At 71.6% G+C, this 21,410-nt stretch carries 20 protein-coding genes and 1 pseudogene; 8 read left to right on the top strand and 13 right to left on the bottom strand.

Annotated features, from left to right (window positions below; all coding sequences use genetic code 11):
* Positions 1–22: 22 nt before the first annotated feature.
* The 7 genes from ACFQBR_RS19430 to ACFQBR_RS19400 form a co-directional block, all read right to left on the bottom strand.
* Positions 23–733 (bottom strand): hypothetical protein, encoded by a 711-nt coding sequence (locus tag ACFQBR_RS19430; RefSeq protein WP_344180028.1) that lies wholly within the window; start codon positions 731–733, stop codon positions 23–25.
* A gap of 163 nt (positions 734–896) precedes the next feature.
* Positions 897–1,748, bottom strand: a complete 852-nt coding sequence (locus ACFQBR_RS19425) for a sugar phosphate isomerase/epimerase family protein (protein ID WP_344180030.1) — start codon at positions 1,746–1,748, stop codon at positions 897–899.
* Positions 1,749–2,954, bottom strand: a complete 1,206-nt coding sequence (locus tag ACFQBR_RS19420; protein ID WP_344180033.1) for a substrate-binding domain-containing protein — start codon at positions 2,952–2,954, stop codon at positions 1,749–1,751.
* Between the two features lie 2 nt (positions 2,955–2,956).
* Complete coding sequence (locus tag ACFQBR_RS19415; RefSeq protein WP_267948056.1) at positions 2,957–4,024, bottom strand: ABC transporter permease; 1,068 nt, start codon at positions 4,022–4,024, stop codon at positions 2,957–2,959.
* Positions 4,021–5,094, bottom strand: coding sequence for an ABC transporter permease (locus tag ACFQBR_RS19410; protein WP_344180036.1), 1,074 nt, complete (start codon positions 5,092–5,094; stop codon positions 4,021–4,023). The genes ACFQBR_RS19415 and ACFQBR_RS19410 overlap by 4 nt, the downstream gene beginning before the upstream one ends.
* Positions 5,091–6,803 (bottom strand): sugar ABC transporter ATP-binding protein, encoded by a 1,713-nt coding sequence (locus ACFQBR_RS19405; protein ID WP_344180102.1) that lies wholly within the window; start codon positions 6,801–6,803, stop codon positions 5,091–5,093. The genes ACFQBR_RS19410 and ACFQBR_RS19405 overlap by 4 nt, the downstream gene beginning before the upstream one ends.
* 71 nt (positions 6,804–6,874) lie before the next feature.
* Positions 6,875–8,017, bottom strand: a complete 1,143-nt coding sequence (locus tag ACFQBR_RS19400) for a Gfo/Idh/MocA family protein (protein WP_344180104.1) — start codon at positions 8,015–8,017, stop codon at positions 6,875–6,877.
* Between the two features lie 114 nt (positions 8,018–8,131).
* Between ACFQBR_RS19400 and ACFQBR_RS19395 the strand changes: the two genes are divergently transcribed.
* Positions 8,132–9,361 (top strand): ROK family transcriptional regulator, encoded by a 1,230-nt coding sequence (locus tag ACFQBR_RS19395; protein ID WP_344180038.1) that lies wholly within the window; start codon positions 8,132–8,134, stop codon positions 9,359–9,361.
* Positions 9,362–9,478: 117 nt separating this feature from the next.
* Here the strand turns inward: ACFQBR_RS19395 and ACFQBR_RS19390 are convergent, their stop codons facing one another.
* The 6 genes from ACFQBR_RS19390 to ACFQBR_RS19365 all read right to left on the bottom strand — a co-directional run bounded on the left by ACFQBR_RS19390 (position 9,479) and on the right by ACFQBR_RS19365 (position 16,320).
* Complete coding sequence (locus ACFQBR_RS19390) at positions 9,479–10,030, bottom strand: hypothetical protein (protein WP_344180041.1); 552 nt, start codon at positions 10,028–10,030, stop codon at positions 9,479–9,481.
* Positions 10,031–10,162: 132 nt separating this feature from the next.
* A complete protein-coding gene (locus ACFQBR_RS19385) occupies positions 10,163–10,927 on the bottom strand; it encodes an immunity 49 family protein (RefSeq protein ID WP_344180044.1) in 765 nt (254 codons plus the stop codon).
* A gap of 122 nt (positions 10,928–11,049) precedes the next feature.
* Positions 11,050–14,352 (bottom strand): hypothetical protein, encoded by a 3,303-nt coding sequence (locus tag ACFQBR_RS19380; RefSeq protein ID WP_344180047.1) that lies wholly within the window; start codon positions 14,350–14,352, stop codon positions 11,050–11,052.
* 55 nt (positions 14,353–14,407) lie between these two features.
* A complete protein-coding gene (locus ACFQBR_RS19375) occupies positions 14,408–14,782 on the bottom strand; it encodes a DUF6507 family protein (RefSeq protein ID WP_267948061.1) in 375 nt (124 codons plus the stop codon).
* Between the two features lie 19 nt (positions 14,783–14,801).
* Positions 14,802–15,122 (bottom strand): hypothetical protein, encoded by a 321-nt coding sequence (locus tag ACFQBR_RS19370; RefSeq protein WP_267948062.1) that lies wholly within the window; start codon positions 15,120–15,122, stop codon positions 14,802–14,804.
* 469 nt (positions 15,123–15,591) lie between these two features.
* Positions 15,592–16,320, bottom strand: a complete 729-nt coding sequence (locus tag ACFQBR_RS19365; RefSeq protein ID WP_267948063.1) for a DUF6069 family protein — start codon at positions 16,318–16,320, stop codon at positions 15,592–15,594.
* A 193-nt stretch (positions 16,321–16,513) separates the two neighbouring features.
* Here ACFQBR_RS19365 and alr point away from each other — a divergent pair, with 193 nt between their 5' ends.
* The 7 genes and pseudogenes from alr to ACFQBR_RS19330 all read left to right on the top strand — a co-directional run bounded on the left by alr (position 16,514) and on the right by ACFQBR_RS19330 (position 21,357).
* Positions 16,514–17,644 (top strand): alanine racemase, encoded by a 1,131-nt coding sequence (gene alr / locus ACFQBR_RS19360; protein ID WP_267948064.1) that lies wholly within the window; start codon positions 16,514–16,516, stop codon positions 17,642–17,644.
* A 208-nt stretch (positions 17,645–17,852) separates the two neighbouring features.
* Positions 17,853–18,350: pseudogene (tsaE, locus tag ACFQBR_RS19355) on the top strand (tRNA (adenosine(37)-N6)-threonylcarbamoyltransferase complex ATPase subunit type 1 TsaE); the annotation flags it as partial.
* A 135-nt stretch (positions 18,351–18,485) separates the two neighbouring features.
* The gene (gene tsaB / locus ACFQBR_RS19350; RefSeq protein WP_267948065.1) at positions 18,486–19,163 is read left to right on the top strand and encodes a tRNA (adenosine(37)-N6)-threonylcarbamoyltransferase complex dimerization subunit type 1 TsaB; all 678 of its coding nucleotides are present in this window, start codon (positions 18,486–18,488) and stop codon (positions 19,161–19,163) included.
* Positions 19,164–19,222: 59 nt separating this feature from the next.
* On the top strand, positions 19,223–19,657 hold the full coding sequence (gene rimI, locus ACFQBR_RS19345; RefSeq protein WP_267950241.1) for a ribosomal protein S18-alanine N-acetyltransferase: 435 nt from the start codon (positions 19,223–19,225) through the stop codon (positions 19,655–19,657).
* On the top strand, positions 19,650–20,684 hold the full coding sequence (gene tsaD, locus ACFQBR_RS19340; RefSeq protein WP_344180053.1) for a tRNA (adenosine(37)-N6)-threonylcarbamoyltransferase complex transferase subunit TsaD: 1,035 nt from the start codon (positions 19,650–19,652) through the stop codon (positions 20,682–20,684). The genes rimI and tsaD overlap by 8 nt, the downstream gene beginning before the upstream one ends.
* A 164-nt stretch (positions 20,685–20,848) precedes the next feature.
* A complete protein-coding gene (locus ACFQBR_RS19335) occupies positions 20,849–21,100 on the top strand; it encodes a type II toxin-antitoxin system prevent-host-death family antitoxin (protein ID WP_344180055.1) in 252 nt (83 codons plus the stop codon).
* Positions 21,097–21,357: a Txe/YoeB family addiction module toxin gene (locus ACFQBR_RS19330; RefSeq protein WP_330156675.1), complete on the top strand. Its 261-nt coding sequence runs from the start codon at positions 21,097–21,099 to the stop codon at positions 21,355–21,357. Before ACFQBR_RS19335 ends, ACFQBR_RS19330 begins: the two co-directional genes overlap by 4 nt.
* Positions 21,358–21,410 lie beyond the last annotated feature (53 nt).

Below are 21,410 nucleotides of genomic sequence, written 5' to 3'. Positions count from 1 at the left end.
GGGGTCGTCGGTGGGTTGCGGATCAGTGGTCGTCGCCGTGCCCGTCCGCGGGCGCGGGGTCCCCGCCGCCCTCCTCCGCTCCGTCGGGCCGGAGCGCGCCGGGGACGGCGGGCAGGTACAGGTGGACGTGCTCCCCGCCGGCCTCCAGGCTCAGCAGGTCGAGTTGGGTGGCGGCGGCCGACCAGGAGACGACCGCCTCGTTGCGCAGGTCCATGGCGATGTGCAGCACGTCCATGCGCAGCTCCTCGTCCTCGGCCTGCGCCGCCTTGGCGTAGGTCTCCACCGCCATGGACAGGAGGCGGACGGACGAGGTCAGACCGGTGTGGGCGACGCTGTGGGAGGACGCGTCGGACGGCGGGTCGCCGAAGTGCCCGGCGGCCTCCTGGACGCCGGTCCGCCAGGAGTTGACGGTCGCGGCGTCGGTCGTGTCCAGCGGCGGGTGCGATCCGTCGGTGGGCAGGAACTCCTCCATGTCCTCCACGATCGGTGTCAGGCCCTCCACGGCCATGCGGGTGTGCTCGACGAGGTCGTCGACCGGTGCGGCGGCGGCCTCCCCGGCGGGGGCGGCGGCGGAGCCGGCGCCGTCACGGCCGAGGAAGACCACGGAGGCGGCGACGAGCGCGCCGACCAGGACGAGCGAGCAGGCCGTCAGCCACCATGTGGCGGCCGTGGCGGGGGCTGCCCCGTCCTGCGTCTCGGGCACCGTGTCGGAGGGGGGTTTGCGTGTGGACATCGTGACGTCTCCTCGGGAAGAGTGGAGCCGCCCGACTTCAGATGGCGCTTTCCGGTGAGCGCGGCACCGAGCGGGGGTGAGGGCTTGCGGCCCGGCCCGGGCGCCGCGGTCCGTGGTGCGGTCACGGCCGCGAGCGGTTCGCTCCGACGCACGGCGTCTCCCTTCAGGAGGTCAGTGAACGCAGGTGGGCCAGGCCGTCGACGGCGATCGCGTCCTGCGACGCCGCCAGGGGTCGCCAGACGGAGGCCGCCGTGGCGATGCTGGCATTGTCCGCCGTGAACGATTCGATGACCAGGGGGCCGTCGTAACCCGCCGCGTCCAGCGAGGCCAGGATGCCGCGCCAGTCCAGGTGGTCGGCCCCCGGCGCGCCCCGGTCGTTCGCGCACACCTGCACGTGCTTGATCCGCCCGGCGGCCCGGCCGATCGCCGCCGCCACGTCCTGCTCCTCGATGTTCATGTGGTAGACGTCCAGGGCCAGGCCGCAGTGCTCGGCCGGCAGGTCCGCGAGCATCGCCATCCCCTGGTCGACCGTGTTGACCAGGCTCGTCTCGTACCGGTTGAGCGGCTCGACCGCCACACAGACCCCCGTGGCCGAGGCGTGCCCGACCACGGGGGCGAGCCCCTCGACCAGTTCCGCACCGGCCCGCCGGCGCTCGTCCGGGGACAGCCTCCACGTGCGGCCGACCGAGGCGTAGGCCGGGCCGGCGACGACGGGGGAGCCGACCGTCGCCGCCGCGTCCACGACCCGCTTGAGGTAGTCCTGCGTGGCCGAGCGGGTGGCCGGGTCGGTCGCGACGAGCTCCCGCCCCGGTCCCATGACCAGCACGACGGTGGCGCCGAGCCCCAGCCCGTCCAGCAGCGCCCGTGCGCGCCGGGGATCCCAGTCGCCGTCCTGTTCGACCGGGAGCTCGATCACGTCGAACCCCCACTCCGCCACGCGGGGGGCGATCCGCTCCAGCCCGGCGTCGGTCAGGGGCGACGTCCACACCCAGGTGTTGACCCCCAGCGCGCGCATCTACCGGTCCGTCCAGGCCTCGGGGAAGCCCGGCAGGTCCTCGCCGCCGAACTTCGCGTAGTGCAGCGACGGCATGTCGGCGTTGCGCTCCAGGTACTCGGGCAGCTCGTCCTGGGTGATGGGCGCCTGCGGGAGGATCCACTCCGAGGGGACCTCCTCGCCGGCGAGGATCATGCTCGCGGCGAGGACCGGCGTACGCCACTGGAAGTTGGAGTAGACCGGCGCGATGGCGGTGAGGCCCTCCTCGTCCCACTTGCGCATGAAGCTCAGCTCGTCCTCGCCCGCGATCACCGGGTAGGGCTGACCCGCGTCCTCGAAGGCCTCCAGGCCGGCGACGGCCCCGTCGCCCGCGTCCATCCAGATGCCGTCGATCTCGCCGCGCTGGAGGTGCTGGGAGACCAGGTCCTTGATCCTGGCCCCGTCGCCCTCGGTGAACTCGTCGGCGACCACGTTGAGCTCGCTGTCGCCGAAGATCTCCTGGGCGGCGGCCCAGCGGTGCTCGAGGACGTCGACGCCGGGCAGGATGCGCAGCGCCAGCACGTTCGAGCCGGGCTCCAGGTTGTCGACCAGGAACTCCGCGGCGTCCGCCCCGTAGGCGTAGCCGCCGATCGGGTGGATGAACGTGACCATGCAGTCGGAGTTCACCCCGCGGTCGAAGACCACGACCGGGACACCGCTCTCGCACGCGGTCTCCACCGCCGGGGTCAGGGTGGCGGTGGTGGACGGCGAGATGATGATGGCGTCGCAGTCCCCGGAGTCCACGAACGCCTGGATGTCGGAGATCTGCTGGTTGTCGTCGTCCGCGGCGTCGGACACCCGGAAGTCACCGATGGCGCCCTCCTCCTGGAGGGCCTCCACCTGCTGTTCCATGGTGATGAAGCCGGTGACCCGCCACGGGTTGGACACCGAGGCGTTGGAGAAGCACAGGGTGGCGTCCTCGGGGGAGTCGTGGGCGAACTCGGAGGTGTCGATCCACTCCGGCTCGATCGCCTGCATCCACGGCTCGTCCTCGGGACCCTCCGGGGTGATCTCGCGCTGGGCGAGCTGGGCGTCGTACTCGGCCTGGTCGAACCACTCCTCGCTGGGGGCGAGCTCGCTGCCGCCCTCCTCGCCGGCGGCGCCGTCCTCCGGCGCGTCGGTCGTACACGCCGTGAGCATCAGTGTCAGGCCGGCGGCGCCGGCGATCAGCACGCGGGGGACGCGCATGGTTACCTCCTGGAAGTGCCGAGCGGCCGCTCGGTCGGATGGTCCGGTCGCCGTCGCAGGCGCTCCGGCAGTCGAAGGTCGCCCCGGCGGGCCGCATAGGCCACCGCGGCGATGATGATGACTCCCTGCACCGTCGGCTGGATCGTCGAGGGCAGGTAGAGCTGGTTGAACAGGGTGAACAGCGCCTCCACGGTGACGGCGCCCAGGACGGCGGCGACCACCGTGCCGCGGCCTCCGCCCAGGACCACCCCGCCCAGGACGACGGCGGTGATGGCGGTGAACTCCAGGCCCTGCCCGACCTGCGCCGTGACCCCGGCGTACCCGCCGATGAGGACCGCGGCGACGGTGGCCAGGAGGGAGGAGCCGACGAAGGCCAGCGTGCGCACCCGCCACACCCGCACCCCGGAGAACGCCGCGGCGACGTCGTTGTCGCCGGTCGCGATGAGGGAGCGGCCGTAGGGCGAGCGCATCAGGAGCACCCCGGCGACGGCGATGACGGCCGCGATCACCAGCGCCCACGGGAGCTGGCCGAGGAAGGGCAGGTCCTCGACGCCGCCCCGGCCGGGGACGCGGAAGGCCTCCGACAGGGCGCCGGTGGGCGCGCCCCCGGTCCAGTACCGGACGGCCCCGAACAGGATGAGCATCGTGCCCAGGGTGGTGATGATCGAGGGCACCCTCAGCAGGGTCGTGACGAGGCCGTTGACCAGGCCGACCAGCAGGCCGAAGGCCAGCATCACGCCGATCACCGGCAGGGTCATGGCCTCCTCCCCGTCGATGAGGCGGGCCGCGATCACCACCTGGGCCCCGACCAGCGAGCCGACCGAGAGGTCGAACTCGCCGGAGACGATCACGAGGTACTGGCCGATCGCGAGGATCACCAGCGGTGCGGCCTTCTTGGCGAACGCCATCAGCGGCGGGCCCTCGAAGAACGACGGGTTCTGGGTGGCGATGACCGCGAAGATCAGCGCCAGCAGCAGGGCGACGGTCGGGGCGCCTCCCCGGCCCAGCGCCGCGAGCGCGCCCGGGACGCGTCCGCGGGGTGCGGGGGGAGCGGTCGTGGGCGAGGTCATCGGCGGCCTCCCAGGGGTTCCGGCTCGGGTCGGGGCCCGGGATCGGGGGCGGGCGGCGGCGGGGCGCCGCCGGAGGGGAAGCGGACCCGGACGGCGGCACGCGAGTGCCTGCCCCGGGCGTAGACGGCGACGGCGGCGATGACGATCACGCCGCGCATCACGTCCTTGACGAACGGGTCGACGCCCAGGACGTTGAACACCGTGTCGAGCGTGGCGAGGATGAACACCCCGGCGATCGTCCCGGCCACGCCTCCCCGCCCGCCGAGCAGGTAGGTGCCGCCCAGGACGACGGCGGCGATGGCCTCCAGCTCGTAGCCGTTGCCGTAGACGGTGGCGCTGCCCGTGCCGAACCTGGCGGCCAGCAGCAGGCCCGCCACCCCGGCGGTGACGGAGCACACCACGTGCGCGGTGACGGTGGGGATCCCGGCGCGGACGCCGGAGAGCCGCGCGACCTCGGCGTCGCCGCCGACCGCGTACATGTGGTAGCCCGTGCGGGTGCGGTGCAGGAACAGCACGGCGGCCGCGGCGAGGCCCAGCATGACGAGGGTGGAGACCGGCAGGACGCCGATCCGCGTGTAGCCGAAGGTCTGGAAGGCGGCGGGGATCGCCCCGGCGGGGCCCTGGAAGTTGGTGTCCAGGTAGCCCTTGATGATCAACCCCATCCCCAGCGTGGTGATGAACGGGTTGACCCGCAGCCGGGTCACCACGAGGCCGTTGGCCAGGCCGATCAGCGCGGCCAGGCCCAGGGCCGCCCCGACGCCGAGCAGGATCCGGGAGGGGTCGCCCGCCATGGTGGTCGCCGCGACCACCGTGGAGAGCGCGGCGACGTAGCCGACCGACAGGTCGAGGGACCGGCACAGGATGACGAGGGTCTGGCCGATGGCCAGGAACCCGAGCAGGCTGCTGCGGGTGAACAGGTCGACCGTGTTGGCGGTGGTGAACAGGTTGCCGCCGCGCGTGGCGACGTAGACGGCGCTCGCCGCGAGCAGCAGCACCAGGGCCAGGTAGACCGGGCCCGTGGTGCCGAGCCGGGACCACAGGCCCCGGACGGAGGTGGTGGCGCGTGTCACGGTGCGGCCTCCTCGTGCCGTGCGGGGGAGCCGCCGCCGCTGTCGGGGCCGGGACCGCTGCCGCTGTCGGTGTGGCGCACGGCGCCGGGGGGAGGGCCGGAGCCGAGGTCGTTCTCGGGGCGGCGGCCGGGGCCGGCGGCCCGGCCGGCACCGTCGCCGGAGCGGGGATCGGCCGCGGCGCCGCCGGAGAGCGGGGCCGCGACGCGGGGGTCCCCGGCGGCCGGGGCGTCCGACCGCGGGTCGCCGTGGGAACCGGTGGCCATGGCCATCACGGCCTCCTCGGTCGACCCCCCGGGGAGCTCGCCCGCGATCCGCCCGTCCGCCAGGACGACCAGCCGGTCGGCCATCCCGATCAGCTCGGGGAGTTCGGAGGAGATCAGCAAGATCGCCGCCCCGGACGCCGCGAGCTCGCGCATCAGCCGGTAGACGGCCTGCTTGGCGCCCACGTCGATGCCGCGGGTGGGCTCGTCGAGGACGATCACGCCGGGTTCGGTGGCCAGCCACTTGGCCAGGACCACCTTCTGCTGGTTGCCCCCCGACAGGTACCGGACCTCCTGGTCGTTGCCGCCGCGCGTCACCAGCTCCAGGGAGGAGAGGATGCCGGGCAGCCGCCGGACCCGGCGGGCCGACCCGAACGGCAGGACCGCGTCCAGGACGAGGCGGCCGTTGGCGGTGACGGACTGGTTCAGCGCCAGTCCCTGCGCCTTGCGGTCCTCGGTCACCAGGACCAGCCCGGCGCGCACCGCCCGGCGCGGGGAGCGGGGATCGATCCGCCTGCCGTCCACGGCGACCTCGCCGCGGGTGAAGCGGGCGATGCCGAACAGGGCGTGGGCGACCTCGGTGCGGCCGCTGCCCTGGAGGCCCCCGAGCCCCAGGATCTCCCCGCCGCGCACCTCGAACCCGATCCCGTCCAGCTGGCTGTTGCCCCCGCCCCTGACCGAGAGCCTGACCTCGCCGACGCGGTCGCCGCGGGGCTCCAGGCGCTCGGGGAAGACCGACGACACCGGTCGGCCGACCATCCGGCGCACCAGCTCCGCGGGCCCGATCCCCTCCGCCGGGACCGTCTCCACCAGGTCGCCGTCCTTGAGGACGGTGATGGTGGCGGCCAGGTCGAAGATCTCCTTCATGCGGTGCGACACGTAGAGGACCGCCACGCCGCGCTCGCGCAGGCGGCCGATGATCCGGTACAGGACCTCCACCTCGTGGTCGGCCAGCGCCGCCGTCGGCTCGTCCATCGAGATGATGCGCGCGTCGTGCGACAGCGCCTTGACGATCTCCACGATCTGCTGCTCGGCCACCGACAGGGACCGGACCCTGGTCCAGGGGGCGATGCCCTCCAGGTCGAGGTCGGCGAGCAGCGCGGCGGTGGCCCGCTCCATGGCGCGGCCGTCCACGAGGCCCCTGCGGCGAGGCTCGCGGCCGAGGAACACGTTCTCGGCGACGGTGCGCTCGGGGAGGAGGTTGAACTCCTGGAAGACCGTGGCCACCCCGGCGCGCTGGGCCTGCACGGGGTGCTCGAAGGAGACGCGCGACCCGGCCAGCTCGACGGTGCCCGAGTCCGCCCGGTGCACCCCGGCCAGCACCTTCATCAGGGTGGACTTGCCGGCGCCGTTCTCCCCGACGAGGGCGTGCACCTCCCCCGGGTACAGGTCCAGGTCGATGCCGTGCAGCACGCGCACGCCGAGGAAGGACTTGGTGATCCCCCGCATCCGCAGGAGGGGTTCCGCGGGGGCCGGGGGAGGTGGAGCGGGGGACGCGGGGCCGGGCGGCGGGGAGGCGGTCATACCGCGTCCACCTCCGGGACGTCGACCCAGCGGCGCTCCCGCGCGGAGGCCATGACGGCCTCGGCGATGACGGCGGCGCGCAGGCCGTCGGCGAACACGGGAAGGCCCTCCGGGGCCTGCCCCGCGATGGCCGCGCCCGTGTCGCGGACGAGCGCGTTGAAGCAGTCCTGGTAGCCCTGGGGGTGGCCGACCGGGACGGTGACCAGGCGGGCGGCGTCGGCGCTCAGCGCCGGGTCGTCGCGGGTGATGGTCCCCGTGCGGCCGCGGCTGCCCGCCCAGAGGGTCTCCGGCCGCTCCTGGTCGAAGGCCAGGGAGCCCTCGGTGCCGGAGACCTCCAGGACCAGCTGGTTCTTGCGGCCGGGGGAGACCTGGCTGATCACCGCGCTGCCGATGGTGCCGCCGGCCGTGGAGAACTGGAAGGACACCAGGTCCTCGGTGGCGACGGGGCGGCCGTCCCGGGTGTCGTTGACGCGGGAGGTCTGGGCGCACACGGTCGCGATGCGGTCGCCGGTGACGAACTCCAGCATGTCGCACCAGTGCGAACCGATGTCGCCGAAGGCCCTGGTGGGCCCGCCGATCTCCGGGTCGACCCGCCAGTTGTCCTCCTCCGGGTAGAGGAGCCAGTCCTGGAGGTAGCCGCCGTGGGCGAGGCTGACGCGGCCGATCGACCCGGAGGCGACCAGGGCGCGGGCCTCGCGGGCCATGGGGTGGAAGCGGTAGGTGAAGGGCACCACGGCGACCCGGTCGGCCTCCCGCGCGGCGGCCACGAGGCTCTTCGCGGTGTCGGCGTCGGTGGCGAGGGGCTTCTCGCAGACGACGTGCTTCCCGGCGGCGAGGGCCGCCAGGCTCAGCGGGGCGTGGAGGTGGTTGGGGGTGCAGACGTGGACGACGTCCACGTCCTCGCGGTGGATGAGTTCGAGGGCGTCGGCGTGCGCGTGGGCGATGCCGTTGGCGAGCCGGAACCCCTCCGCCTTGGCCGGCGAGGAGCCCGCGACCCCGACGACCTCGCCGCCGGAGGCACGGACGGCGTGGGAGTGGACCCGTCCCATGAAGCCGGTGCCGATCACCGCGGCGCGGTAGGCGTTGGGCGTGGTCGTACCGGGTTCGACTGTCTCACCCAGGCTTGTGACCTTTCTCACTGACATGCGGCGAACAGTACGCCCGACTTATGTCGATCGTCAAGCAGAAGTTGACTGACGTGGGAACATTAGAGTCGGTCCGGGTGGCCCGGAGTCCTGTGCTTCACTGTTCGCATGACGGAAGACGCGCTCACTGACCCGGGGAGTCGAGGCGTGACGGACCTGCTCGCCGCTGCCGCCCCGACCGCCGCACCCGGTGCGGGAACCCTGCTCCGGCTCCTGCGGGACGGCCGGCCGCGCACCCGCTCGGAACTGGCCTCGGTGACCGGCCTGGCCCGCTCGACCGTCACCCAGCGCGTGGACGCCCTGCTCGCCAGCGGGCTCATCGGCCCCGCGGGCGAGGCCGTCTCGACCGGCGGCCGGCCCCCGACGACCTTCTCGTTCCGACCCGGGGCCCGCGTCGTCCTCGCCGCCGACCTCGGCGCCACCCACGCCCGCCTCGCGCTCACGGACATGTCGGGGACCGTGCTGGCCGAGGAGCGCGCCGACCTGGACATAGCGCTGGGGCCCGAGACCGTCCTGGACTGGGTCGTCGGCAACGGCAGGGACCTGCTCGAGGGGGCGGGCCGCGGGGTCGGCGAACTCCTCGGCCTGGGGATCGGCCTGCCCGGCCCCGTCCAGCACTCCACCGGGCGCGCCGTCAACCCGCCGATCATGCCGGGCTGGGACAACTTCGACGTGCCCGGCCACGTGCGCGGCCGGCTCGACGTGCCGGTCCTGGTGGACAACGACGTCAACATCATGGCGATCGGCGAGCACCACACCGCCTGGCCGGACGCCAGCCACCTCATGTTCGTCAAGGTCGCCACCGGCATCGGCTGCGGCATCGTCAGCGAGGGCAGCGTCTACCGGGGCGCACAGGGGGCCGCCGGGGACATGGGGCACATCCACGTGCCCAGCGGCGGCGACAAGCCCTGCCGCTGCGGCAACACCGGCTGCCTGGAGGCCGTCGCCAGCGGCGCGGCCCTGGCCGCCGCGCTCACCGGGGCGGGCGTCCCGGCGTCGGGGGCCCGCGACGTCGTGGAGCTCTCCCGCAACGGGTCGGTCCCCGCACTGCGCGCCCTGCGCCAGGCCGGGCGCGACATCGGAGAGGTCCTCGCCGCCTCCGTCAACATGTTCAACCCGTCGGTCATCGTGATCGGCGGCGCGCTCGCCCTCGCGGGCGACCACCTCCTCGCCGGGGTCCGCGAGATCATCTACCAGCGCTCACTGCCCCTGGCCACCGAGCACCTGAGCATCGTCTCCTCCCGGGCCGGGGAGGGCGCGGGCGTGGTCGGCGCGGCCGTCATGGTCATCGAGCACTGCCTGAGCCCCCGCCACGCCGACACCCTCGTCAACGGCTGACCGGAGGCCCGGCTCCGGGACGGGGATCGGTCCGGAGACGCCCGCAGCCGGTACGGGGGATCGTTCGGACGGTCGGGAGGAAATCTGTCCAGGTCCGGCCAAGAGCCTGGTCGGAGGTCAGCGCTGGGGCGGCTGTGCCGCGCGATCCGGCCAACCTTTTTCGTCTATCTCCTGGAGCGTTTTTTCGTCAAGGGAGGCCAGAGGTTTCCTCGTTGCGGCTTTTTCGACGCTCCCGAGGCGGAAGGAAAGGCCGTCGACCTCGATGAAGCCGGTCGAGTCCCGGTTGACCATCCCTCCCCTCGTGTACATGAGGAGGAGTGGAGTGAAGGGGTCGGGGATCTTGGTCGTGTCGAGCCCGTGGTCCTTCAGTGCGGAGAAGTGAAGCGACCACTTGACCGTGTGCAGCACAAAGTAGTTTCCTGCCCCTGACATGCTTTCGACGACTTCGTCAACAAGGGGCTCGGGGGCGCGAATGTCCGGATTGATGCGGTCTGCGATGTCGTAGAAGGGCCAGGGACCCGTCCGGAGCTCCAGGGTCCAGAGCGCTGATCGCCTAAGGTACTCCTGGACAAGACGGGCCTGTGATCTTCTTTCTGTACTCGAATTGCTCCATTGGATGAGCTTGATGGAATGTGATCGCTGTTCCAGGTTGCGCTTTTTCCTTGGCATCCGTCAGTGGGTGTCCGCTTTATCGGTTAATGATTGGTAACAGTTCGCGCCCGATGCGGGCGGGAATTGTCTGCGCAGGAGTGATGGCAGGGCTGTCCGAGCGGAGGCCATGTCCACGTGGTGTACAAGACTCTACGTGGGGAACTCGCCGTACCAGCTGCGCTGGACGAGGTGCTTGGGCAGGTACCCGGACTCGACCTCGAGCCGGAAGTCGGGGTCCTGTTCCGCGGTGTCGTAGGCCAGGCACGCCATGGCCAGGAGGCCGAGGGGGACCACGCCCTCGATGTCCTCGGCCCGTTCTGCGTCGGCCGTGTAGTAATCACCGTGCAGTGCCAGACCTTGGGCCAGGGCTTCGTTGAACTTGGCGCTGTCACGCTCCACCAGGCGGAGGAGGGCGTTCATGGGGGGGAAGACAAGTTTGTCGAGGCTCTCCGTGTCGCCGAAGTCGACCCGTTCGGGGGTGGACAGTTCCATGGCGGCCATGAGTTCTTCTCCCAGGCCAGGACGGTTAAGGACGAAATTCTGGAGAGCGGAGATCCAGTGGTAGGTGAAGGGGTTGTACCGGGTGCCCTTTCTCTCGCCTGCTTCACGAAGCAGGTCGACCGGTATCTCGCACAGTTCCCGGTAGCGCTTCTGGTCGCGGCACACCACGGCGAGGAAGAAGGCAGTCGTCCAATTGCTCGCATTTGTAGAGGTCTTGGGGCCGGTCGCCCTGGTCCGCCGAAGCCTATGGTTGACCATCAGCTCGAGTTCGGTGTCTCTAGGGTTGGTTTGCACTGCGAACAGGGCGTGGTGCATCTGCATGTCGGCGGTCCAGGTTTCCCAGGTCTCCAGGAGTGAGACCTCGGGGTCGACCGCGGTACTGAACATCACGTCGATGTGCAAGGTTCCCACCATGACGTCGACACCTGATGGTTTCGACTCGAGGAACAAAGAATACTTCTCACGTGTTGCTTTGCTTCTTTCCCGATGGCCTGGATCTGTTCGATGGGAGAGATCGTGGCTGGGGATGTGCACGGTCATTCTTCTTCCTCTCGGATGTCAAAGAATCTCATAGAATTCCCCCTGTATTTCCCGGATTTATCTGGATCGCCCTTCGCTTCTACATAGTGGAGTTTTTCCGGGCTCTCGATCATCATGTCCTGGATCTCCAGGGCGAGCTCTAGCTCCTCGCCTCCTCGTTTGATCATTCTCTTCAGGATATCGTTGAAGTACTCCCGCGTCCCCTGTTGGACCCGCTTGGGTCCGTCGGCAGTTTTGATGGTTCGTTCGTTGAGACCGGTGTCGAGGCTGCTCTTGGCCTCCACGATAACGAGCCCGCCGTCGGCGGTTCGCCAGATCTGGTCGAACTGGTGGTTGCCGTTCTTGGGGGCGTTATCGCTGACTGGAATGGGGTTCGGCCTTCCGGGCTTGCTTTCTGCCAGTTCCGGAAGAGTGCCCCGCCACGTGGTGGTGACCGCCTTGCCCTCGGAGTCCTTGACAGGTTTCCCGTCTGGATTCCTCAAGGGTTCTTCAAAAGTTACCTCGGATCCGTTGAAGGTGTCTCTCACCGCCTGTTCGGCGGACTTGTCGCCGAACCTCTCAGTGAGGCGGGTCCTCATCCTCCCCATGGGCTTCCGGATTTCACGAGCCCTTGCGAGTTCCTGGTTGACGGAACTTGAAGGGGTGTTCGCATACTTCGCCTTGAGTCCCTGGACGATCCTGTTCAGAGGGTTGTAAGCATCCAGGGAAATTTGACGGAGATTGGCAAACCTGTCCAGGTTCCGAAGGACTTGGATCGTTATGCCTGCTCGGGTGCCCTTAATCTCTCCAGGGAGATAGAAGGGAGGCTCGGGCGGAGGAAGGGCGTCCCTGGCGATCCATGGATCACCTGTGTCGGCCCTTGTGAGACTGGGGATCGGCTGCCCATTGATGCTGAGACCCTCCCTGTACCTGTGGCCGAGGGTGTTGTAGAAGGCCCTTTCCAGAAGCGCTCCGTACTTCTTGTCGTTGACGAGGTCGACGAAGTTGTCCCTGAAGTCGGTACCGGTGCCGAGGTCCATGGTGCCGAGGATCTCGCGGGCCCTCGCCTGTGCCTCCTCCCGTGTCTTGGGTACGGGAAGCGGCTCTTCCTGCCGACCATCCGGCCCATTATCAGCGGAGGACGAGCGTGAATCGGCATCGTTGCTGCCGTCGCTGCCGTCGCTGCCGTCGCGTTGGGGATCGGGAGAGTCGGGACCGGAGGCCGGGCGGGCGGACACACCGTCGTGCCCGTCGTTGTGCGTCCTGGAATCCGAGGACGACCCGTCCGTGTCGCTCCTGCCGCTCGGGTCCAGGGGGGACGTCCGGGCATCGATACGGGCGTCGACACGGTCCCCGCCGGAGGGGGTGCGCCTGGGCGGGTCGCCGCCGTCGGCGCTGTTGCGGACGTCCGGGGTCCGGTCCCGCATGTCGGCCCCGTGCCGGTCGTTCGGCGCGTCGCGCCGGTCCTCGGGGCCGTCCCCGTGCAGGTTCCGCGCATCCTGGTCGGTACGCGGGTCCCGTTCCCCCACCCGGTCGCCGTCGGATCCGCGGCCGGTGCTGTCGGCCAGGTTCACCGTCCGGTCGGGGGGCGACACGGGGACGTCGCGCCCGGCGGTCAGGGTGTCGTCGCCCCGCCCTCCCACACCGGCGGGGACCCGGTCGCCGGCGCCCTCGGGGCCGTCGAAGAGCTCGGCCGCGGTCCAGTGACCCTCCTCGGAGCCCCTGGGGCCGTTCGGGTCGGTCTGGGAATCCCGCGCGACCTCCACGATCCGCTGCCGGTTGTCCCGATCGGCCGCGCGGTCGACCTCGGCCAGCTCCGGCTGCTCCACGATGTCGAAGAACGCCTCGCTGTCGGCCAGCTGCTGGGCGGTGGGATCGACCGGCGGGGCCGGGTCCTGCCCGTCGCGGTCGTTCCTCGGCTGCGCGGGACGGCCCGGCGCACCGGGACGGCCGCCGGTCTCCGAGGACTCCCCGCCGCTGTCGGAGGCGGACGCCCACCGGTCCAGGTGGGTCTGGAGCTCCGTCCACTGCGCCGGGCTGTAGTCGCCCCGGTCGAAGGAGCTCGCGTCCAGGCTCGCGATCGGGGAGTGCGCGCCCCCGTAGTTGGGGATCCCTGGGGGCAGGTCCACGTCCACGTCCGTGCCCGAACCGGAGTCCGCGCCGCCGCCGCGTCCACCCATCCCGTCGACGATGGCCATACCGCGCCAGGCCATCAGCGGCACGCCCACGACCGAGCCCACGCCCGTCGCGGTCAGGGCGGCGCCGCCGACCATCGCGACGATGTTGAGCGCGGCGGTGCCGATGACGTACCCGGGGCGCTCACCCCACTCCTCCCAGGGCACCACCGAGTGGGCCAGGTCCTTCCACGCCGAGCCGAGCGCGTCCCCGCCGGCCCAGCCCCAGCTGTCGGACTCGCCGTCGTACATGCCCACCAGGGAGGCCACGGACTGGACGTTGCCCTCGTGGTACTCCCACAGGGCGTCGCCCCAGGACGCCTGGAACCACCCCTCGGAGCTGTGCATGCCCAGCATCGCCCCGGTGCCCTCGACCGCTCCGACCCCGAAGTCCCACACCGCTGCCCCGGCGTCGACCCACCAGTGCTCGTCGGTGGTGGCCCCGCCCATGTCCCACTCGGTGGCCAGGTCCGACAGGCTGTCCTCGTACCCGTGGTAGAACACGTCGGGGTCCAGCTCGCCGCCGCCGGAGGGCATCGCCTCGAACCCGGTGCGGTCGGGGACGTAGTGGTTGATCTGGTTGGCGCAGTCGCGCTCGGCCGCCTCGTAGTCCTCGATGATGCCGGTGCCCTCGCTGATGAGGCGGCTGTTCTCCTCCACGTCGGGGCTCTCGCCGATGCCGAAGAAACCGGCCACGCCTTCGGCGTCGCGCCAGTCGTCGCCCTTGGCGTCGATGCGGGCCCGGAACGCGTAGGCCTCGGTGCGCAGGGAGTTCCAGCGCCTCTTGATGCCGCGCAGGTCCTCGGCGAAGTTCTCCAGCGCGTTCGCGGCGTTGTTCAGACCGGTCAGGACATCGTCGCCGTCACGGGCCACGGGGCCCAGGACCGTGTAGAGCTCGTCCGCCTCGGGGGCCTTGTAGCTGGACGTGAGCGCGCCCCAGGACGAGTCGATGTCGTTCCCGGTGTCGGCCACCGACTGGCCGGCGGTGCGGAGGGCGGCGGCGAGGGTCTCGATGTAGCCGGGGGAGGCGGTGGGGACGGGGAAGGTCGCGGGGCTGATCTTGTCGTCCCCGTCCGTGAGCATGCTGACCTGCTCATCGGTGGTCAGGGGCGTGGTCGAGGTCGGCACGTCTGGTGCTGGGGGCACAGGTGTACTCCGGGGGAGGGGGTTCCGGGGAGGGGGAGGGCGGGACGGGTCGGGGTCAGACGAGCTGGGCGTTCCCCGGACCGGGCGGGGGCGGCGGCGGGTCGGGCACGACGCCCGCGTTCTGCTGGGCCTCCAGCGCCATCGTCCGGTTCCCCTCGACGTAGGCGGTGGTGGCCTCGCTGGTCTGCCGGACGGCGTTGGAGGTCAGGGCGAGCATGTCGCCCATGAGGCCGAAGTAGTGTCCGGCGAACTCGCCCAGGGCGATCCCGATGGGGGCGCTGTTGATGTGTGTGCTGAGGGAGGTGACACGCTGCTCGATCGTCTCCATGTCACCGAACAGGCCCTCGCCCCCTCCCTCCTCGCCGAGGTAGGACATGGTGGTGGTGAGCACGGCGCCGACCTCTGCCGGCTGAATGTTCCAAGCGGTCACGGTGTCCTCCGGTCACTGGTCACGGGGGCGGGGTCTGCGGGCGGGGACGGAAGCTCTCGGGACGGAACACCTCCGCGTCGGCGGCGTCGCCGGGGCCGGGCGGAGGGGCGGCCTGGGCCTGGGCGGCCTCGACGGCGTGGAGCAGCCGGTTCAGCGCCGGGCGGGTCCGCGCGAGGTCGGTGCGGGCGCGCAGGCGCATGTACTCGGAGGTCCGTTGGAGCCCGAGGACGTGGAGCGGTGCGGAGGGTTCCGCGGCCGGATCCTCGTCCCCTTCCCGTTCCCGTGCGCCCGGGGACGGCGTCCCGCCGTCGTGGTCGGGGGACACATGGGCGAACTTCACCGGGGTCCCCCTCCCGGAGGCGCCGCGACGACGGACACGGGCGGGTTGCGCGGGCTCCGGGGCGTCGGGAACGTCGTGCGTCTCACGGGGCGGTCGCCTCTCTCCAGGTGTGGGACAGCCTTCTCGCGGACCGGTCCGGCCACTGCGGTGAGCCTTCACCGTTCGACAGATGCGACGTACGGAATGTAGGCATAGTTCCTTTTTAGCGTGCTCCACCGACACCCGGGGGAGCGGGCGGGAGGGGACGATTCGCCCACGGATACGGGGTTGAGGGAACCCGGCCGGCATCGGCTCTGGTCAGGCGGGGGCCGACCGGCGGAAACCGGCCCGGGGACCCTCCTGGGACTGTGTCCCGGGCCACGCCGGTGTGGCCGGGAGCGGCCACGCGGAAGGGGCGGAGCCGGTCGGCTCCGCCCCTCGCGCACTGCTCGTCACCTGCGTGCCACACGTCCCTCTCGGGAGGAGGCGCCTACAGGGTCCTCGGGTCCTGGCGGGCCCGTTCCTCCCTGATCTGCTCCACCCTGGCCTGCTCCTCCTCCGCGTCCTGGTCCTGAGCACGCACCTGGGTGCGGTGGTACTCCTCCTGGCTCACGGAGGGCAGGATGCCCTCGTGCTTCAGGGCAGGCTCCTCGGGGTGGGCGGGAACCACGTGTTCCTGGTCCTCGCGGGGTCGCGGCGGGGTCTCCCCGATGGGGCTGACGGTCGCCCCGGGCGTCTGCGCGGCCTGCATGCTCTGGGCCGTCGTGGGCGCGCCGGGCCGTCGCCTGTTGAGCGTGGAGGTGCGCCCCACGCTCCGCAGCAGGGTGATGATCACGACGCCGGTGACCAGGTTGATCACCGCCGTCCCGCCCTGGCTGGCGGTCTCGTCGCCCTGGCTGAACGGGGCCACGGCCGCGATCGCGGTCGCCAGACCGACGATCCAGGCGAAGAAGGTCCCCGCCTTCGGGGCCGAGAGCAGCAGCAGGTGCATCAGAGCGGTGGCGAGCAGGGCCGCGACAGCGGCCATGAGCGCGTATGCGACGGTGCTCGCGTCGCCCAGGTTCCCCGCCTCCTCCGGTGCGAGCACCGGTACGTCGAACACCCCGCGGAAAACCAGGGCGCCCGCGAAGATCACCAGAGCCGCGACGACCGCGGTGGCGAGGCCACCCGACCAGAGACGCGTGGTGTTGACGGGTCGTTCTCTTCCGAACTCGGTCATGCCGGTACCCCCTGATACGGCTTCGAGGCCGGTCATACCCCGCATTCCCCCGTTTACTACGAGTGACCATGAAAAACGGCAAGTTACCTGGTCAACCGGCATGAATCAGCCTGCGGCCGAGGCGCCCGGCCCCGGGCGCGGACCACATACCCGCAGCTCCACACGGGTCTCCCACACGTGGAACACTGGGGACATGGCTCACTTCGCGCACGCCCGCGTCGACCTGGACGCGCTCACCTCCAACGCCCGCCTGCTCCGCGAGCACGCGGGCGGCACCCCGTTGATGGGTGTGGTCAAGGCCGACGGCTACGGGCACGGGATGCTCCCCGCCGCGCGGGCCCTGATCGCGGGCGGCGCGTCCTGGCTGGGCACGGCCCTCATCGGCGAGGCCCTCCAGCTCCGCCGGGCCGGGATCACCGTCCCGGTCCTGGCCTGGATCATCCCCCCGGGCGAACCCGTCGGAGAGGCCGTCGGTGCCGACATCGACCTCGGGGTGAGCGACCGCGCGGTCCTGGACGAGGTCGTCTCCGAGGCCCGCCGCCTCGGCCGCACCGCCCGCGTCCAGCTCAAGATCGACACCGGCCTCAACCGGGGCGGCGTGAGCGCGGCGGACTGGGCGGAGCTGACCGAGGCCGCGGCCCGCGCCGAGGACGACGGACACCTGCGCGTCTCCGGGATCTGGTCGCACTTCGCCTGCGCGGACGAGCCCGGCCACCCGTCGATCGGCCTCCAGCTCTCCAACTTCCACGAGGCGCTGGAGATCGCCGACAAGGTCGGCCTGGCCCCCGAGGTCCGGCACATCGCGAACTCGGCCGCGCTGCTCACCCTGCCCGAGACGCGCTTCGATCTCGTGCGCGGCGGGATCGCGAGTTACGGCCTGTCCCCAATCCCCGATTTCTCCTTGCCCGGATTGCGGCCCGCCATGACCCTGCGCTCCCGCGTCGCCCTCACCAAGCGCGTGGGGGCGGGGAGCGGGGTCTCCTACGGCCACCGCTACGTCACCGACCGCGAGACCACCCTGGCCCTGGTGCCGCTCGGCTACGCCGACGGGGTCCCCCGGGCCGCCACCAACAAGGGCCCCGTGCTCCTCGGGGACCGCGTCCGCACCATCGCGGGAACAGTCTGCATGGACCAGTTCGTTCTCGATGTGGGGGACGACAGGGTGGAGGCCGGCGAGTACGCGGTACTGTTCGGCGACCCGGGGGAGACCCCGGGGGTCCCGACGGCCCAGGACTGGGCCGCGGTCCTGGACACGATCCCGTACGAGATCGTCACCAGGGTGGGCGCCCGGGTTCCGCGCGAGTACGTCGGCGCGGGATCCTGACCGGTCGCCGAGAACCGGTCACAGACGCCCCCCACCCCGCCTAACCTGGGTGAAGAGGTCACTTCCGGCACGCCCCGACGCAGGGGCGCCCCGGCGGTCCCGAACCCGTGCGGGCGGCGCCCGCGGGCCGACACGTCCCCGGCGTGACGCCCCGGCCCGGCGCGCCCGGCCACCGACCGACCACATCCCACGACGAGCAGCGAGCCCGATGACAGACGTGACAGCAACCACCGTGTCCACCGTCCGCGAGGTCACCGCCGCCACGGACGACGCCATGCGCGCCCTGGGCCGCGACCTCGCGGCCCTCACACGCCCCGGCGACCTGCTGATCCTGTCCGGGCCGCTCGGAGCGGGGAAGACCACCCTCACCCAGGGCCTCGGCGCGGGCCTCGGCGTGCGCGGGTCGGTCACCTCCCCGACCTTCGTCATCTCCCGCGTCCACCCGTCCCTGGTGGGCGGCCCCGCCCTCGTGCACGTGGACGCCTACCGGCTCGGCGGGCCGGACGAGATCGACGACATCGACCTCGACATGACCCTGCCCGACTCCGTCACCGTGATCGAGTGGGGCGAGGGCGTCGCCGAGGAGCTGTCCGAGGACCGGCTGGAGATCCGGATCGAGCGGCACCGCGACGACTCCCGCACCGTGCACCTGCGCGCCGTCGGCCACCGGTGGGCCGGGGTCGAACTGCCCCGCGGGGAGGGCTCCGGTCCGACCCCCGCCCACGACGGGTCCCCCGGAGCCGCGGCTGCCGACGGCGCCGGCTCCGAGGAGGACACCCCGGCCGACGCTCCCATCGACCTGCCCGGCTCCGACGCCGGGCTCGGATAGGCGGAAAAACCCGTGCTGCTCCTGGCCTTCGACACCGCCACCCCGGCGGTCACCGCCGCGATCGGGGAGAGCGCCCCCGACGGGGCGTTCACCCTGCGTGCCGGCGCCTCCTCCGTGGACGCCCGCCGCCACGGTGAACTCCTCAGCCCCACCGTCCAGCGGCTGACCGAGGAGGCCGGGGTCACCCTGGCCGACCTCGACGCCATCGCGGTCGGCATCGGCCCCGGCCCCTACACGGGGCTGCGGGTCGGGCTGGCCACCGCGCACGCCCTGGCCGACGCCCTCGGCGTCCCCTGCCACGGCGTCACCACGCTGGACGCGCTCGCGTTCGCGACCGGGCGCACCGAGCCGTTCCTCGCGATGACCGACGCCCGCCGCAAGGAGGTGTTCTGGGCGCGCTACGACGACCGCCTCACCCGCGTGGGAGAGGTCGGGGTCGCCAGGCCCGCCGAACTGGACACCGGCGGCCTCCCTCTGGTCGGCGACGGGGCCCGGATGTACGCGGAGGTCCTCGGCGCGGGCACGGCCGACCCCGCGCCGCTCCACCCGGACGCCGCCGCCATGGCCGAACTGGCCCTGCTGCGCCTGTCCCGGGGCGTCGAGCTCCCCGCGCCCAACCCCCTCTACCTGCGCCGTCCGGACGCGGTCGTGCCCGGAGCCCCGAAGAAGGTGCGCCAGTGGGTGAAGTGAACGACGGCGCCGGCCGGGCCCCGAAAGCCGCGGGCCCGTCCGCCGTGCGCCTGCGCGCCATGACCGCCGACGACGTCCCGGCGGTCATCACGCTGGAGCGCGCCCTGTTCCCGCTCGACGCCTGGAGCGAGGACATGCTCCGCGACGAGCTGGCCGAGCCCACCCGCCACTACGTGGTCGCCGAGAGCGGCGACACCGTGGTGGGCTACGCGGGGCTGAGGTCCGTCCCGCCCGAGGGCGACGTGCAGACCATGGCCGTGTCCGAGCAGGTCTGGGGCCGGGGGATCGGGAGCGCGCTGCTCACCGAACTCCTCGACCGGGCCGCCGCCCGCGGCGTCACCCACATGTTCCTGGAGGTCCGCTCGGACAACCCGCGCGCCCAGGACCTGTACAAGAGGTTCGGCTTCGTGCAGATCGGTGTCCGCCGGGGCTATTACAACGGGGCCGACGCGTTCGTCATGCGACGCGTCGCGGAGAAGGGGACCCATGAGTGACCTGCCGCTGATCCTGGGGATCGAGTCGTCCTGCGACGAGACGGGCGTGGCCCTCGTCCGCGGCTGCGAACTGCTCGGCGACTCGGTCGCCTCCAGCGTGGACCAGCACGTCCGCTTCGGCGGGGTCGTGCCCGAGGTGGCCAGCCGCGCGCACCTGGAGGCGATGACCCCGACCGTCCGCCGGGCGCTGGACAGCGCCGGGGCCAAGCTGTCCGACGTGGACGCGATCGCGGTCACCGCGGGCCCCGGCCTGGCCGGAGCCCTGCTCGTGGGCGTGTCCGCCGCCAAGGCCTACTCGATGGCGCTCGGCAAGCCGCTCTACGGCGTCAACCACCTGGTGGGCCACGTGGCCGTGGACCAGCTGGAGCACGGGCCGCTGCCCAAGCCCGCCATCGCCCTGCTCGTCTCCGGCGGCCACACCTCGCTGCTGCTGGTCAACGACCTGGCCACCGACGTGGTGTCCCTCGGGGACACCGTGGACGACGCCGCGGGCGAGGCCTACGACAAGGTCGCGCGGCTCCTCGAACTGCCCTACCCCGGCGGCCCGCCCATCGACAAGGCCGCCCAGAGGGGCAACGCCAAGGCCATGCGGTTCCCGCGCGGCAAGTGGGGCGACGGCACCTACGACTTCTCGTTCTCCGGCCTCAAGACCGCCGTGGCCCGCCACGTCGAGGACGCCGACCGCCAGGGCCTGCCCCTGGTGGTCGCGGACATCGCCGCGGCCTTCCAGGAGTCGGTGGTGGACGTGCTGACCCGCAAGGCCGTGGACGCCTGCGTCGAGCACGGGGTGAGCACCCTGGTCATCAGCGGCGGCGTGGCGGCCAACTCCGCCCTGCGCGCGCTCGCGGAGCAGCGCTGCCGGGACGCCGGGATCGAGCTGCGCGTCCCGCGCCCCCGCCTGTGCACGGACAACGGCGCGATGATCGCCGCCCTGGGCGCGGAGGTGGTGGCCGCCGGGCTGCCGCCGTCGGCGCTCGACCTGGCCACGGACACGTCCCTGCCGGTGGAGTCCCCGCTGGCGACGTAGGCGGCCGGACGCATATCCGATCGCACATGGGGGGCGGGACGCACACGCGTCCCGTCCCCACGCATGTGCCGAGCTCCGGGAGAGGTTCTCCGTCCCTCGCCATTGCGTACGTGATTCTGTACAATGAGCTTTCGAGTACGTTGCACCGCCGGGAGGTTCGAACGATGAGAACGATGAGCTATTCGGAGTCCCGTGCCAACTACGCGGCAACGCTCGACTCCGTCGTGGACGACCGTGAAGAGGTGGTCATCACCCGAGCGGGGCACGAGCCCGTGGTGATGATGGCGCTGTCGGAGTACGAAACCCTCAGGGAGACCGCTTACCTGCTTCGCAGCCCGGAGAACGCGCGGCGCCTGGTCGATGCGATCGAGGAGTTGGAGTCCGACAGGGGTATCGAGAGGGAGCTGGCCGAGTGAGGCTGGTCTGGGCGCAGAGTGCGTGGGAGGACTACGTCTGGTGGCAGGGACAGGACCGCAAGATCCTGAAACGCATCAATGTCCTGCTCAAGGACGTCGAACGCAACGGGAACGACGGTATGGGCAAGCCGGAGCCCCTGAGGCACGGCTTCCAGGGCTACTGGTCGCGCCGCATCACCGACGAGCACCGTCTTGTGTACAAGATCAGCGGTGACGAGATTCGAATCGCCGCCTGTCGGTACCATTACGGGAAGTGATCACGGTCCCTGTGCCACCTCGGTGGAACAGGGACTTTCTGTTTCGGGAAGGG

Origin of the sequence: Nocardiopsis tropica (assembly GCF_042660575.1) — a bacterium.
GTDB classification, from domain to species: domain Bacteria; phylum Actinomycetota; class Actinomycetes; order Streptosporangiales; family Streptosporangiaceae; genus Nocardiopsis; species Nocardiopsis tropica.
The sequence above is the reverse complement of the archived record's forward strand: the minus strand, read 5'-3'. Positions and strand labels throughout refer to the sequence as shown.

What these genes read in the sequence shown, in the direction of transcription:
- ACFQBR_RS19430 (WP_344180028.1), bottom strand. Translation starts at nt 733, where the DNA reads ATGTCCACACGCAAACCCCCCTCCGACACGGTGCCCGAGACGCAGGAC.
- ACFQBR_RS19425 (WP_344180030.1), bottom strand. Translation starts at nt 1,748, where the DNA reads ATGCGCGCGCTGGGGGTCAACACCTGGGTGTGGACGTCGCCCCTGACC.
- ACFQBR_RS19420 (WP_344180033.1), bottom strand. Translation starts at nt 2,954, where the DNA reads ATGCGCGTCCCCCGCGTGCTGATCGCCGGCGCCGCCGGCCTGACACTG.
- ACFQBR_RS19415 (WP_267948056.1), bottom strand. Translation starts at nt 4,024, where the DNA reads ATGACCTCGCCCACGACCGCTCCCCCCGCACCCCGCGGACGCGTCCCG.
- ACFQBR_RS19405 (WP_344180102.1), bottom strand. Translation starts at nt 6,803, where the DNA reads ATGCGGGGGATCACCAAGTCCTTCCTCGGCGTGCGCGTGCTGCACGGC.
- ACFQBR_RS19395 (WP_344180038.1), top strand. Translation starts at nt 8,132, where the DNA reads ATGACGGAAGACGCGCTCACTGACCCGGGGAGTCGAGGCGTGACGGAC.
- ACFQBR_RS19390 (WP_344180041.1), bottom strand. Translation starts at nt 10,030, where the DNA reads ATGCCAAGGAAAAAGCGCAACCTGGAACAGCGATCACATTCCATCAAG.
- ACFQBR_RS19385 (WP_344180044.1), bottom strand. Translation starts at nt 10,927, where the DNA reads ATGGTGGGAACCTTGCACATCGACGTGATGTTCAGTACCGCGGTCGAC.
- ACFQBR_RS19365 (WP_267948063.1), bottom strand. Translation starts at nt 16,320, where the DNA reads ATGACCGAGTTCGGAAGAGAACGACCCGTCAACACCACGCGTCTCTGG.
- alr (WP_267948064.1), top strand. Translation starts at nt 16,514, where the DNA reads ATGGCTCACTTCGCGCACGCCCGCGTCGACCTGGACGCGCTCACCTCC.
- rimI (WP_267950241.1), top strand. Translation starts at nt 19,223, where the DNA reads ATGACCGCCGACGACGTCCCGGCGGTCATCACGCTGGAGCGCGCCCTG.
- tsaD (WP_344180053.1), top strand. Translation starts at nt 19,650, where the DNA reads ATGAGTGACCTGCCGCTGATCCTGGGGATCGAGTCGTCCTGCGACGAG.
- ACFQBR_RS19335 (WP_344180055.1), top strand. Translation starts at nt 20,849, where the DNA reads ATGAGAACGATGAGCTATTCGGAGTCCCGTGCCAACTACGCGGCAACG.